Annotated in this window: 17 protein-coding genes and 1 pseudogene; 10 read left to right on the top strand and 8 right to left on the bottom strand. The window is 49.2% G+C overall.

Annotated features, from left to right (window positions below; genetic code table 11):
• Window positions 1-45: 45 nt before the first annotated feature.
• The 6 genes from DW947_RS21690 to DW947_RS20710 form a co-directional block, all read right to left on the bottom strand.
• Complete coding sequence (locus DW947_RS21690; protein ID WP_165859483.1) at window positions 46-204, bottom strand: hypothetical protein; 159 nt, start codon at window positions 202-204, stop codon at window positions 46-48.
• Window positions 205-313: 109 nt separating this feature from the next.
• On the bottom strand, window positions 314-2,026 hold the full coding sequence (locus DW947_RS20730) for a ParB/RepB/Spo0J family partition protein (RefSeq protein WP_117922801.1): 1,713 nt from the start codon (window positions 2,024-2,026) through the stop codon (window positions 314-316).
• Window positions 2,027-2,175: 149 nt separating this feature from the next.
• On the bottom strand, window positions 2,176-2,724 hold the full coding sequence (locus DW947_RS20725; protein WP_118940676.1) for an SLOG family protein: 549 nt from the start codon (window positions 2,722-2,724) through the stop codon (window positions 2,176-2,178).
• An 11-nt stretch (window positions 2,725-2,735) separates the two neighbouring features.
• A complete protein-coding gene (locus DW947_RS20720; protein WP_118419753.1) occupies window positions 2,736-2,945 on the bottom strand; it encodes a hypothetical protein in 210 nt (69 codons plus the stop codon).
• A 42-nt stretch (window positions 2,946-2,987) separates the two neighbouring features.
• Window positions 2,988-3,638, bottom strand: a complete 651-nt coding sequence (locus DW947_RS20715) for a hypothetical protein (protein ID WP_118940675.1) — start codon at window positions 3,636-3,638, stop codon at window positions 2,988-2,990.
• Window positions 3,639-3,708: 70 nt separating this feature from the next.
• Entirely contained in the window at window positions 3,709-4,683 is a 975-nt protein-coding gene (locus DW947_RS20710; RefSeq protein WP_118940674.1) for an ArdC family protein, read from the bottom strand.
• Window positions 4,684-4,920: 237 nt separating this feature from the next.
• Here DW947_RS20710 and DW947_RS20705 point away from each other — a divergent pair, with 237 nt between their 5' ends.
• The 7 genes from DW947_RS20705 (at window position 4,921) to DW947_RS20675 (ending at window position 9,065) form a co-directional block, all read left to right on the top strand.
• Window positions 4,921-5,328, top strand: coding sequence for a hypothetical protein (locus DW947_RS20705; protein WP_243635114.1), 408 nt, complete (start codon window positions 4,921-4,923; stop codon window positions 5,326-5,328).
• A gap of 192 nt (window positions 5,329-5,520) precedes the next feature.
• Window positions 5,521-6,240, top strand: a complete 720-nt coding sequence (locus tag DW947_RS20700) for a leucine-rich repeat domain-containing protein (protein ID WP_117513383.1) — start codon at window positions 5,521-5,523, stop codon at window positions 6,238-6,240.
• A 68-nt stretch (window positions 6,241-6,308) separates the two neighbouring features.
• Entirely contained in the window at window positions 6,309-6,530 is a 222-nt protein-coding gene (locus tag DW947_RS20695; protein WP_117513385.1) for a hypothetical protein, read from the top strand.
• A 72-nt stretch (window positions 6,531-6,602) separates the two neighbouring features.
• Window positions 6,603-7,259, top strand: a complete 657-nt coding sequence (locus DW947_RS20690) for a hypothetical protein (RefSeq protein ID WP_117513387.1) — start codon at window positions 6,603-6,605, stop codon at window positions 7,257-7,259.
• 82 nt (window positions 7,260-7,341) lie between these two features.
• Entirely contained in the window at window positions 7,342-7,683 is a 342-nt protein-coding gene (locus DW947_RS20685; RefSeq protein WP_117513389.1) for a hypothetical protein, read from the top strand.
• 197 nt (window positions 7,684-7,880) lie between these two features.
• Window positions 7,881-8,387 carry a hypothetical protein gene (locus DW947_RS20680; RefSeq protein WP_029427318.1) on the top strand — a complete coding sequence of 169 codons (507 nt, stop codon included), beginning with the start codon at window positions 7,881-7,883 and terminating at the stop codon, window positions 8,385-8,387.
• A gap of 87 nt (window positions 8,388-8,474) precedes the next feature.
• Window positions 8,475-9,065 carry a DUF4948 family protein gene (locus DW947_RS20675; RefSeq protein WP_117513393.1) on the top strand — a complete coding sequence of 197 codons (591 nt, stop codon included), beginning with the start codon at window positions 8,475-8,477 and terminating at the stop codon, window positions 9,063-9,065.
• 69 nt (window positions 9,066-9,134) lie between these two features.
• Here DW947_RS20675 and DW947_RS20670 read toward each other — a convergent pair whose 3' ends face one another.
• The gene (locus tag DW947_RS20670) at window positions 9,135-9,857 is read right to left on the bottom strand and encodes a ComF family protein (RefSeq protein ID WP_080706939.1); all 723 of its coding nucleotides are present in this window, start codon (window positions 9,855-9,857) and stop codon (window positions 9,135-9,137) included.
• Window positions 9,858-9,920: 63 nt separating this feature from the next.
• On the opposite strand from DW947_RS20670, the gene DW947_RS21955 reads away from it, so the two are divergent.
• From DW947_RS21955 to DW947_RS20655, 3 genes are all read left to right on the top strand, one after another.
• Window positions 9,921-10,196 carry a hypothetical protein gene (locus DW947_RS21955; protein WP_080706940.1) on the top strand — a complete coding sequence of 92 codons (276 nt, stop codon included), beginning with the start codon at window positions 9,921-9,923 and terminating at the stop codon, window positions 10,194-10,196.
• A gap of 146 nt (window positions 10,197-10,342) precedes the next feature.
• Complete coding sequence (locus tag DW947_RS20660) at window positions 10,343-10,636, top strand: helix-turn-helix domain-containing protein (RefSeq protein WP_008629224.1); 294 nt, start codon at window positions 10,343-10,345, stop codon at window positions 10,634-10,636.
• Window position 10,637: 1 nt separating this feature from the next.
• Window positions 10,638-10,955: a helix-turn-helix domain-containing protein gene (locus tag DW947_RS20655; RefSeq protein ID WP_009041186.1), complete on the top strand. Its 318-nt coding sequence runs from the start codon at window positions 10,638-10,640 to the stop codon at window positions 10,953-10,955.
• 93 nt (window positions 10,956-11,048) lie between these two features.
• Here the strand turns inward: DW947_RS20655 and DW947_RS20650 are convergent.
• Window positions 11,049-11,239: pseudogene (locus DW947_RS20650) on the bottom strand (hypothetical protein); the annotation flags it as partial.

The raw sequence follows: 11,239 nt of genomic DNA, 5'->3' as shown, positions 1-11,239 counted from the left end.
GGGGCACTTTTTAAATGTTGTTCCGGGTCCCTTTTCAAGTGTTAGCTACAAAAGGTTGCAGAAGGCTTCGAGCGTGTCGCAGTTCTCGGAAGCATACGGGTAATCGTTTCCCTTGGCAAGCCAGTCGGTATAGGCTCTCTGACGGGCTTCGTCCTCCAGTTCCGCAATGCCGAATAGTGTATAGGTTCTCTGTACGGTTCGCATAAGTTTGAAAATTTGAAAGTTTGAAAATCGGTTTCTTTGCTATCTTTCTTTTTCGCCACGGCTCACGAAAGAAAGTAGCGGGCGGATTTCTCCGCCCTGCCCTTTGTCCTTAGGCTGCAATTTCTTCGGGTTGCGGTTGTTCCTCGGGTTGCGTTACCTTGCGCTCCCTTGCCCGTTCCTGCACCAAGAGGACGGCTTTCTTTTCCTCGATGCGCTGATGCCGCTTCTCGTACACCCCGTTGTACTCCCTTTCGATGTTGGCGAGTTCCTCCGGCATGTGCCTGCGTGCGAAGTCAAGCAAGAGGGTCGCCACGGTGTTGTTGCCGTATGCTCCCTTGAAATTGGCTACAAGGAAGTCCCTGCGGATGATGGTCTTCATCCTCACGGTGAGGTTGCCGATAATCCCCATCTTGTCTTCGTCCGTGATATACTGCTTGTCTTCCGCAATCCCCACGGCTGCGAAGTGTTCCTTACGGAGCGAGGACAGAAGGAAGAAGTAGAGCATCGTGTCTTCGTCCGCACTGAACTTGCCGCCCGTGATGTCGGCTTCGAGGATTTGTTTCTTGGTGTCCTCCACCGTGCGTTCGAGTGCGATTTCCTTGTTGCGCTCGTCCTGCTTCTCCAATTTCTCCACGGGTGAGAGCGGTGCGGGTGCGGGCGTTCCGTCCGCTGTCTGCGCTTCGGTCACGTTCTCCACATAGCAGAAGTCAATCTCCTTCTGCCCGATTTTGGCATAGATGGTGATTTCCCCCGCTTCGCTCCTGCGGGTGATTTCCTCCTCCTGCTCCATGTAGTCCGCCCATTGCTGCTCGTAGCGGGTGCGGGCTTCCCCGTAGCGTTCGGGGTCGTTGAAATTTTCGGCTTTGGGTTCTTTCGGGCAGTTTGGAAAGGCGGTGTACCTGTCAAGGGTCTCCACCTCGTAGCCCGAAGCGGTTAGCCGTTCTGCCACCGTCTCGTTGGTGCAGTAGCGGTCACGGCAGAGCGACACGCCCGGCTGGGTCTGCATGATTTGCACAGCCCGCTCCATGAGGTAGGATGCGTTCATTTCGGCAAGGCACGTGCGGTTGGCGCAATGCCCGCACCCGCCATCACGGAACAGCAGCAGGTTGTTGGTGTTGTGTGCGCACGTGGCGCACTCGGTCTTGTCGAAGCGGTAGTATTGCAGGTCGGTGGTGAAGTTCTGTTCGATGCGCCTTGCGACATCGGCGGCTTTCAGTCCCCGCCAACTGTTGTACGTTCCCTCGTCCTGCAAATGCTTCTCGTACACCTCACGCTGAATGTCCTCCCCGTATCGGCAGATTTCAGCCGCCACGCTGATGGTCAGCTCGTCCGCTTCCAAAAGGGCGGCGATTTCGGGGATAAGGGCGGTGAATTTCAGCCGTGTGCGGATGTAGTTCTCGTTCTTTCCGAAGAGTTGCGCCAAGGTCTGCACGGTATGGCGTCCGCTCTCGATAAGCCGTTGATAGGCTGCGGCTTCCTCCACGGGTGTCACGTCCTTTCGCTGCAAGTTCTCGGTAATCGCCATTTCCTCGGCTTCCTCGTCCGACAACTCGGTTACGATTGCGGGAATTTCGTCCCTGCCCGCAATGACGGACGCACGGTAACGACGTTCCCCGAAAACAATCCCGTAACGGTCTGTCCCGTCAACGGGGCGCACGGTGATGGGCTGCAACACGCCCTGCCGTTTGATGCTCTCGGCAAGTTCGTAAAGGGCTGCTTCATCGAAACGCTTGCGTGGGTTGAAGCCGCTCGGCTGAATGTCTGCCAATGCTACCATCGTGATGTTTTTCTCTGCTGCTGATTGATTTGCTTTTGTCTTCATAATCTGTTATTTTTAAGTTGATTGTTTATAGTTGTTCTTTTTGATTTTAATAAACCGTCCCGTTCGGGCAATCGGTTTCTTTGCTATCTTTCTTTCCCCGCTCCGGCTCACGAAAGAAAGTAGCGGGCGGAAAATCCGCCCTTACGGGGCTACCTGCGGTTATAGCATACGTTCGCGAACTTCTTTTTCTGCTCTACTGCCCGTTTGAGGGTGTAGAACGTGCCGCCTATGGCTACCGTATCGTAATAGACCATCAGAAAAGCGGAGTTTTCCAAAAGGTAGTCGTTACGGCGCAGGAAACAGCCCTCGGTATATCCGTCCTGCAAGGTTACCACTTCATCGGCTTGCGCCAAAATGGTGTCGTAACGCTGCTTGTCGGCTTGGGTGTACCGTTCGGCTTGTCCCTTGAAGGGGACAACGCATTTCAGACGGATATGCGGGTATCTCTTTTTGAGGTTCAATACTTCTTCTGCTGCGATAAGGTCGAAGCCCTCGCACATTCCCGACAAAAAGGTGTCGTAGCCTTTTTTGATGCAATAACTCTCGATGGCTACAAATGTATCGAACGCCACCTCCCTGAAGAGTTTCTCACGGTCTGCCGTGAACTTGGCTATACGGTTGGTGCGGTGTCCCGAAAAGGCTACCGTCTTTTCCTTGCTAACGGGTGTTCCGTTTTCTGTCAATGTCCTTGTTTCCATATCGGTAAATTTTAGAGTATTAAAAGAATGATTATCAAGATGAACACGAAGCCGACAAACAGACGCCACGCAAGGGCGAGAACAAGCCGTGCCACGAAGTAAAACAGAGCCACGACAAGAGACAAGGCGAAAAACCGCCCTGCGGTGGTGGTGAGGAAATAAACCACCGAAGCCCAAAGGATTAGGCGGTATATCCGTTTGTAAACAAGTACCGTTTTCATGTTCTTGGGTATTGTCGGGCGGATTGCTCCGCCCGTGGTTGTTTAATAGTTTCCTTTCGGGATATAGCGGTTATCAGCCAACAGCCGGAAAGTGTCGTAATCAGCCGTTCCCCGATAACTTAGGGACAGTTCAAAGGAGAGGTGTCCTTTCTCTATGTAGAAAGTGAAGCGCAAGCCGTTGCGGGTTATCGTCCCTTTCGCATAGTTTCTACGTTCCCAGCTTACGGGTTCGTTCTCGATACTTTTCAAGAAGTCGGCTACCTTTTTCGAGTTCTCCGCATTTTCCTGCTCCACCTGCCTGTATATCTGCGTGCAGTAGTTTATCCAATCGTTTATTTTCTTGGCGGTGAACACGCCGATATTGCACGGCTTTTCGTATTGGTTGCCCGCCCTTTCGATGTCGTAGCGGTTGACATACTCAAAATGTTCCATGTCGGTGGCTATCCTGTATTTGTTCTCTTTGTTTATCCTGTACACATGGAAACGGATGCCGTTGTACGTGAACTCTATGCGCACGCTGTAAAATGCGGGGTATTCACCGCTTACCACGTGGTAGCCGTATTCCGCTTGGGGTATGTACTTCCTTACCTCCTGCATGAGTGGAGACAGTTCTTTTTTTGCCTGTTCCACCTTCTCGGTAAACATAGCTTTTATGTTTAACCCGTTAAATTCCTTTTCTGATAATGTTTTCATCGTCTTATGTCTTTAGTGGGGCGGACTGCTCCGCCCGTTGGTTGATACTCTTGTTCCTTTGCCGTCCCGCTTAGGCTGCTGCGGGTTCGTTTATCGGTTCGGTTACCTTGTCGGCAATCATCTTCGCCGCCTTGTTCACGTCCCCCAATATCTCCACCAAAAAGGCGGGTTCTTCCTTTAGCTTGGTGAGCCAGTGTTTCAGATAGGCGGCGTTGTTCTCCTGCGGTACGGCTGCGTAGCCGAAGAACGCACCGCAAAGGGCTGCGGTAAGTTCCGCCACAAGTTCCTCACGGGCATAGAGCGCATCCCCGAAGAAGCTGCCGAACGTGCGGTTCAGCCGTTGGGGGCTTCCCGTGCTGTGCGCCATCTCGTGCAGGAGCGTGCCGTAATATTCCGCTCCCTGCGGGAACTGCTCACGCTGCGGGCAAATGATATGGTCGGAAGAGGGCGAATAGTAGGCACTGTCCGAATACTGCACCTTGATGGGGCAATACCAATTTTGCAGATAGACAAGCTCGTCCAACGCCTCGTAAATCATTCCGTCCGAATAGTCTTCGGGTTGCTCCCCCTTCTTCATACGCTCGTAGCGTTCGGGCTGCTTTTCGGCAAAATCGGTCTGGTCGATGTTGAAGACATTGTAATACTTCATCTGCGGGATGACCTTGTAATTTTCCTGCTCGGTTGCGGACAGTTTGCGGTATTCCTCGTACTTGATTGTCTTTTTCGTTTCCTTGTGTACCACGAACTTAAACCAATAATAGACGGGAAACGAGCGTGCGCCCTTGCAAACACTTAAATCCTCTTCCTTCGCTTGGTTGAACGTGAGGAACACGGGCAAAGTGAATTTCATGAACTCGGTGTAGAACAATAACATCAAGACATTTCCGCCGTTATAGAGCGTCCCTCTGATGTTGCGGGGCAAACCTTGTTCAAGGCTCGCAATCCACGGCTTTTGCCAATCCGTTTTCAAGCACTCGATTTTCTTGATTAACAAATCGGTGAACATCGGTGCAATCTTTTCGATGGTGCTGTTCGTTGTTGCCATAACTCACAAATTTTAATCGTTATTACTCTGTTTTCATCGCTTGTCGCCCCAACCAATTTTTTTCCCTTGGCTGATTGGGAAGAACATTGACCATCATTGATAGCGGAAAAGGTGAATTGCAACCATCTGAAAAAATGGTAAATACTACCCGCAGGGTGGAGATTTGGCATTTTTTGCGGATTTGCTTTCACCTCCGCCTACCTTCGTCAATGTTTTTCCAATCAGCTTAGGGAAAAAATGCCCTGTCAGTCTATTCCAGTCAATGGTAAGTTACTTGCCGGGTGCGCGGGAAGAAGAAGCCTTCCGGAGAGCCGGGAACGCCCGTTTCCCAAGGCAAGGAGATACGGGCGGGAGAAGTATATGGGAGCACGGTCAGGTTTCGGCTGCCGGACAAACGCCGGGGAACTCTTTCGGGCGGGACGGGGAACGGGAAGTTTCGGCGAACAGCCGAAGCCCCGTGTGGCGGCACGGACGGATGTGTTCCGTTTGTCCTTCCGCCCGATGTCCGGCTTCGGCCATGCAGCCTCACGGAATGGTCGGAAACAGACGCCGGGACGGGACAGCCCGTGCGCCAAGGTGCAAGCGCAAGACAGTGAAAGCCCTTTCACCCACGTTAGGGATTGCAGAGGAAAGCCCACAGCATAGCGAGGACTTGTAACGGAAAGCCCGACCCGGAGGGGAACGCCCAAACAACCACCCGCAGAACTGCTTTTAAGCATACTATGAAAAAAGGAAGACCGAATATTCCGAAGTTTTGCCCTTATGATATATATTTGTAGTCGAACGAAATAGAATTAGTGAACGTCACGGATAAATTGCTTGTAACAAAAAGAAAATATGGATTGGAATAATTACCTATCAGAAGAAAAATGTCCTTCGCCCCCAAATGCACACTTAGGGGTATTGGAAGGTGAGGTATGGGGACATTGGGATTTATCCCAAGTCCCCAAGGGTACTAAAATTTTGTCCTTGCCTACACCTTTAAAGAGAACCAAATTATCTTATAGTAATTGGAACGCTCTAAGGAATAATGATGAAATCGAAGCAATAAAACTGGGATATATTGATGAAGAACGCATTGATGTTTTGTCCTCTTTACCCAATTTGAAATATTTACAAATTCACTGTAATAGCCAAGACAATATTCCTGATTTATTTCCATTAAAGACATTGCAGGTTCTTGTGCTTGCCTATATAACCCGAATAGATAATATTGAGTTTCTGAAAAGACTTTCCAATTTGAAGACTCTTTATATATGCGATCTTAATCATCTTTATGACTTGTCTCCGATAGCCGAATTAAGTGGTTTGCAGGAATTATTTTTATCTAATGGAGGAATGAGCGGAGTTGGTAAGCCCGTTAAAAGCATGGAGCCGCTTTCTCGTTTACTTGAACTTGAATATTTGCATTTTGGAGTAACAGTCGAGAATCGGAATTATGATATTTCGTCCCTATTACACCTTAAGAGACTCAAGCATTTATCTATCTTACCAAGGTTTCTGAAAAAAGGGAATGAAGAAAAACTTAAAGAAATGTTGCCTTTGCTCAATTGGTAAAGTAGCCAACAAACAGCAAACCGACTGAATAAGCGGAACGCTACCAGACATTACAACAGATAAGAAAAATGAAGAAAAAGAAAAATATAGTAATTGTAAATCTTGACCAGTACGATGGTATTCCTGCTGGCAACGATATATTTTATCTATGTTCAAATTGTAGGTCTATCATACAATCATATCCTGAAACATATTCTACTTGTAAATGTGGAAATGTCTTTGTGGATGTAGATGCAGGTAGAGGTGGTGCTAATGACATCTCCAACCTATTAATTCTAAAGATTGAATAGAATGTTAGTAACATATAGCTTAATTGCCTAAACGGTAATTAGCTGCAACCCATTAGTTGCTATTAAACGAATATGGAAAATAAAAACAAAATTTGTCCTGTTTGCGAACAACATCCTATTTGTCTGCCCCATGAGGTATGCGCTGTTTGCTATGAAAAGGCAAAAAACACTTTTGTAGAATCTGAGGAATGTTTAAATCAAATAATAAAGCGGCGTGATGGATTAGAATGTGATTTATCTTTGACAAAAGATTGGATAAAAGAAAACTCGAATGGACTTGGAGCGATAAAAGTGATAGCAGAATCTATTTTGGATTATATCGAGGATGACAAAGACCACCAATGGCACAAACACCGGATACGTTTCATGCAAGACATGGTTAAAGAGCTTGATCTGAAGTATTTTGCTCCGGCAACAAGGCAACAGATAGATGACTTTGCACAATCGGCAGCCGATTTTTGGGATGGAAAAATAACTACTCAAGAAGCCAGAGAACGGCTTCTGTTCATGCGCAAGATTGTTCAAAAGGACATTATGAAGTCTTCTGACTGGGAACCGAAAGATTTTCTCCTTTGGATGATGGAGACAGAAGAAGTTTTTGACTGGATGTGGAGTCAATGGTTTGAGTGTATCCACGCTTGCATTCCCGACAAGTGTAACGATGAGTTGTGGATAAAAATGTTTCATAAACATTTCCATAATGAAATAAAGGTATGGGTAGATAAATAAATTGGGCAACTAATAAGTGGCTTAACCTCCCTTGAAAGGTCGATTAGCTGCCAGACATCATGAACTCTAAAAAAACAATAATATGAGAACTGAAATTTTACAGTTGAAAGATTTAGGTCGTATGCCTAATGAAAGCATCAATGACCCAGATAGCATTGTTGAAGTTATACGTTCTTATGATGAATTATTAGAGCGAATACAACTCCCCATATCATTTGATGAAGCTGAAGTATTGGTACAAATTTTTCCCGAGAGTTCTTTTTATGATTTGCAATGGGACTTATTAAAACTGGTGGAATCTGTCATACGTATTGATGATGGCGACAAATATATCCAGTTAATAAACGCCTGTCCAAGTCAAGAATGGAAAGGTGTTCTAAACATTCGCTATAAAAATTATAAAAAGGAGAATATGGAATTTTAAGACCTACAAAAGCCCGACCCGAAGGGGAACGCCCAAACAACCGCCCGCAAAAACTGCTTTTAAGCATACCATAGAAAAAAAGGAAGACCGAACGCTCCGAAGTTTCGCCCTTATATATATATTTGTAATTGAGCGAAGATATACAGCGGAAAACGTATATAATTACATGTTATCTATTTAATAATAAGCATAAAACTATGAGATTCTTAAAAATTATGGGAATATTTACTTCTATCTTAAGTTTATTGAGTTGCGGGCATGGGAATAAACGAGTGACGCAAAACGACGGTATAAACTCCAATATCCCGGTTGCTGCCCGGATTACGATAGACAAACTGCCGGATGTATTGAGAAACGTGCAGGCAGGAAATACTGATTATGATTTTATAGGTATTTGTTCCAATGGTGTGGACTGCATCTACTTTGTGCTGGAGAACGGAAAGTTTTACATAGATTTTGAAGCTATGGGTAAAGAGCAGCTTCCCTACATAGATACCTTGAAACAGTTCGCAAAGGAACATAATTATCCTATTGTCGAAACAACCTATAACAATACTCCGGTCGATTACGAGCATCTGAAATACGCTCCCGTCCTTAGCCTGAAAGTCCATGCTGACATAGACAGTATCGTAAAGGTCGGAAGCCAGATTGAGCAGACCATTTTCAGGAACAATGAGCGAACCGTTTACGAAATAGTGCCTTGATTTTGCCAATAAATACATTAAGATTTAGATAACAAACAGCACTGCCGCTTAAAGCGAAACGCTGCCAAGCATCATCTACATAAAAATATGAGAACATTCGCCATAATCCTGCTTTTAGCAAGCCTGTTTGCCGCAAGCTGCGGAGAGCCGCCCATGCCACCGAGCGACGAGGCAATGATACGCCACTTTACCACGCACGAGGCGGCGTTCCGCAAGGTGTACGAAATCATGTCAGAGAGTTCAGAAGGCAGTTTCCACTACCCGCCGCTTTCTCCGGAAGAGGTCATTATACTTGATTCAACAGAGCAAAGCGATACATCCCATGAAACGAATGACGAACAAGACCTCCCGGTATATGGGTTGCTAAAGCCTGACCGACTTCTGCTTGACTCCCTGTTGTCAGAGATTGGATGCGGTCTTGTCCTTGTTGACCGCAGGGAATGGGAAACGGCGGATTCGGTATATGTGAGCCTCGTTATGCCGTACTATTCCCACGGCATCGTGGATGCGGGAACATCCAAGAGTTTCGTTTACGATCCCGGATTGGAAAGCCGCCGGAATATCCGTATCACCGAACACGGCGACCTGAACGAGATCTACCGCAGGACGTACAACGACACCACGTTGTACAAGCCCGTCAAGGAAGGCTGGTACATCGAGTTAGACCATTCACGATAACCTGAAAAGAGGGACGCATGTGGATATACCAACATGTACGCCGCTTCTCCGGATTATCCGCATCCGTTTCTATCCTCCTTCCTCTGCCTTCCGCTCGTCCTCGAAAGCGATGGTCTTGGCAAGGAACATGCCGATGACGAACTTTGCCCCATGCGCTATCAGCTTGCGCCGCAGCGCTATGAAAGTAGCCCCGGTAGTAAGCACGTCGTCCACGAGCAAGACGCACTTCCCCCTGAACCGTTCGGGGTGGAACTCCAGATTGGCGGTGCGGTCTCCGTTCCCGTGCGTGCCCTTGTATTGCGCCCGGTCATAAGCGACGGTTATCGCCCCGTACCCGTCGGCAACCCCCATTTCCGCCGAGAGCTTGCGGCAGAACGCCTCGTACCGGGTGCGGTGCTTCTCCCGTGTGGATGCCGGGACGGGAACCAGCACGGCACGGTGCCTGTTCTCCTGAATCGCCCGAATGCGGCTGGCGGCGATGGAGAAGAGCTTGACGAAAAGGTCGGTCTGCTCGCCGCTCTTGAAACGCCAGACAGCGTTCGATACCTTCTTCCCCTCGAAAGTGATCTTGTCGTTCCGCCGGACGGGGCAATAGTCATAAAGGTATAGACACAAGCTGCCGTCCAAGCGGAAGAAACCCTGAAAGCGGTTGTCGAGCGGAAGGAACGCCTTGCGGAAACCGTTGAAGAAAGTGAATACAAGGATGTTGTTCCAGAAACGTGCCTCGTCCTCGCTGCCGGAATCGAGCCTGTACATGAAGCCCGCCAAGTTCCCGCTCTCGTACAAGCCCATGCCGATGGTCAGGCGGCTGTTGAAGTCGGTCTGGCTGACGACGTACCAGCCGCACCGGGCGAAATGCTCCTCGTAGCCGGAACGGGTCTCCAGCAGGAAATAGAACTTGCCGTCGTCCTCGAAACGGATGACGTACTCGCAGCGCAGGCGGCGTGCGATCTTGCCCAAGATGCGGCTCTCCTCCTCGATGACCGCAGGAGTGGCAAGGAAGGTGTATTGAGCGATAAAGACAGCCTCTTCCATAGTGATGATGTTTGGTCGGTTACAAATATGCGAAATGTCCGGCACACGGCAAGCGGAAAGGGCGGGAAATATGCGGGAGGGCGTGCGGATATGTAGAGCTTCTCCCTGCTTTTCACCGCCCGGAACGTGACAAGGCTACAAGCGTGAAGCAAAACGAGGACAAGCGATACGGTTTTGATACACGGACATATACAGACCGGTATATTTGCAGGGAAGTATAACAATAAAAACGTATTGGGACAATGGAAATAGTAAGCATCGAGAGAAAGACCTTCGAGGAGATGAAGGAACGGTTCGGCAGCTTCTCGCAGCACGTGAGGGAGCTTTGCGCCCGCTACCGCCCGCCCGAAAAGATGAACTGGATGGACGGGGCGGACGTGTGTGAGAAACTGGGCATCAGCAAGCGGACGTTGCAGACCTACCGTGACCGGGGGCTGCTGCCGTACAGCCAGATCAACCACAAGATTTACTACCGGACGGAGGACGTGGAGGCGTTCGTGGAAGCCATGAGCCGGGAAATGACGGAGGACGAGTGAGATGGAAGTGATCACAAGGGACACGGAAGAGGTACGGGCGTACTTCGAGGCGTTGGAAGAGGGAATGAGGTACATCGACACGGTGACGGCGCACTTCCGCCCGGCGATGAACGGCGAGGTCTATCTCACGGGCGAGGACGTGTGCAGGCTGCTGCACATCACGCCGAGAACGTTGCAGGATTACCGCACGCAACGGCTGATCCCGTACATATCGCTGCCGGGCAAGACGCTCTACCGCCAGTCGGATCTGCTGCGTATGCTGGAGGAGAACTACGTGGACATGCGCCCAAAGCGCAAACGGGGGAAAAGTCCAACATAAACGCACGGGGGTGTGCATCGGGAAATGCAGCAAAGGCAGGGACACCGCATCGGAAGTTCCTGCCTTTGCCGCATTCTGCACCGGGGGAAGGCGTCAAGCCGTTTCCCGGAGGGAGCGGCGCACCCGCTTCCCGTCCTGTTTCCTGTCCTTCTTCTCCAGCACGCTCCGCTGCATGGCGGCGAGGTTGCCGGAGATCGCCCGGAAATCGGAGCTTACCATCCTGTTGGTCACCTGTAGGCTCGGCAAACAACGCCTTTCCGCTTTACAGCGGTAGGTTTTCGCTT

This window comes from Bacteroides sp. AM44-19, from assembly GCF_003603395.1.
GTDB lineage: Bacteria > Bacteroidota > Bacteroidia > Bacteroidales > Bacteroidaceae > Bacteroides > Bacteroides uniformis.
Note: the sequence above shows the minus strand (reverse complement) of the source record. Positions and strands in the feature narration are given on the sequence as shown.

Bases quoted from the DNA above. Each gene is read 5' to 3' on its own strand.
- DW947_RS21690 (WP_165859483.1), bottom strand. From the start codon at position 204: ATGCGAACCGTACAGAGAACCTATACACTATTCGGCATTGCGGAACTG.
- DW947_RS20730 (WP_117922801.1), bottom strand. From the start codon at position 2,026: ATGAAGACAAAAGCAAATCAATCAGCAGCAGAGAAAAACATCACGATG.
- DW947_RS20725 (WP_118940676.1), bottom strand. From the start codon at position 2,724: ATGGAAACAAGGACATTGACAGAAAACGGAACACCCGTTAGCAAGGAA.
- DW947_RS20720 (WP_118419753.1), bottom strand. From the start codon at position 2,945: ATGAAAACGGTACTTGTTTACAAACGGATATACCGCCTAATCCTTTGG.
- DW947_RS20715 (WP_118940675.1), bottom strand. From the start codon at position 3,638: ATGAAAACATTATCAGAAAAGGAATTTAACGGGTTAAACATAAAAGCT.
- DW947_RS20710 (WP_118940674.1), bottom strand. From the start codon at position 4,683: ATGGCAACAACGAACAGCACCATCGAAAAGATTGCACCGATGTTCACC.
- DW947_RS20705 (WP_243635114.1), top strand. From the start codon at position 4,921: ATGCCCTGTCAGTCTATTCCAGTCAATGGTAAGTTACTTGCCGGGTGC.
- DW947_RS20700 (WP_117513383.1), top strand. From the start codon at position 5,521: ATGGATTGGAATAATTACCTATCAGAAGAAAAATGTCCTTCGCCCCCA.
- DW947_RS20695 (WP_117513385.1), top strand. From the start codon at position 6,309: ATGAAGAAAAAGAAAAATATAGTAATTGTAAATCTTGACCAGTACGAT.
- DW947_RS20690 (WP_117513387.1), top strand. From the start codon at position 6,603: ATGGAAAATAAAAACAAAATTTGTCCTGTTTGCGAACAACATCCTATT.
- DW947_RS20685 (WP_117513389.1), top strand. From the start codon at position 7,342: ATGAGAACTGAAATTTTACAGTTGAAAGATTTAGGTCGTATGCCTAAT.
- DW947_RS20680 (WP_029427318.1), top strand. From the start codon at position 7,881: ATGAGATTCTTAAAAATTATGGGAATATTTACTTCTATCTTAAGTTTA.
- DW947_RS20675 (WP_117513393.1), top strand. From the start codon at position 8,475: ATGAGAACATTCGCCATAATCCTGCTTTTAGCAAGCCTGTTTGCCGCA.
- DW947_RS20670 (WP_080706939.1), bottom strand. From the start codon at position 9,857: ATGGGCTTGTACGAGAGCGGGAACTTGGCGGGCTTCATGTACAGGCTC.
- DW947_RS21955 (WP_080706940.1), top strand. From the start codon at position 9,921: ATGCTCCTCGTAGCCGGAACGGGTCTCCAGCAGGAAATAGAACTTGCC.
- DW947_RS20660 (WP_008629224.1), top strand. From the start codon at position 10,343: ATGGAAATAGTAAGCATCGAGAGAAAGACCTTCGAGGAGATGAAGGAA.
- DW947_RS20655 (WP_009041186.1), top strand. From the start codon at position 10,638: ATGGAAGTGATCACAAGGGACACGGAAGAGGTACGGGCGTACTTCGAG.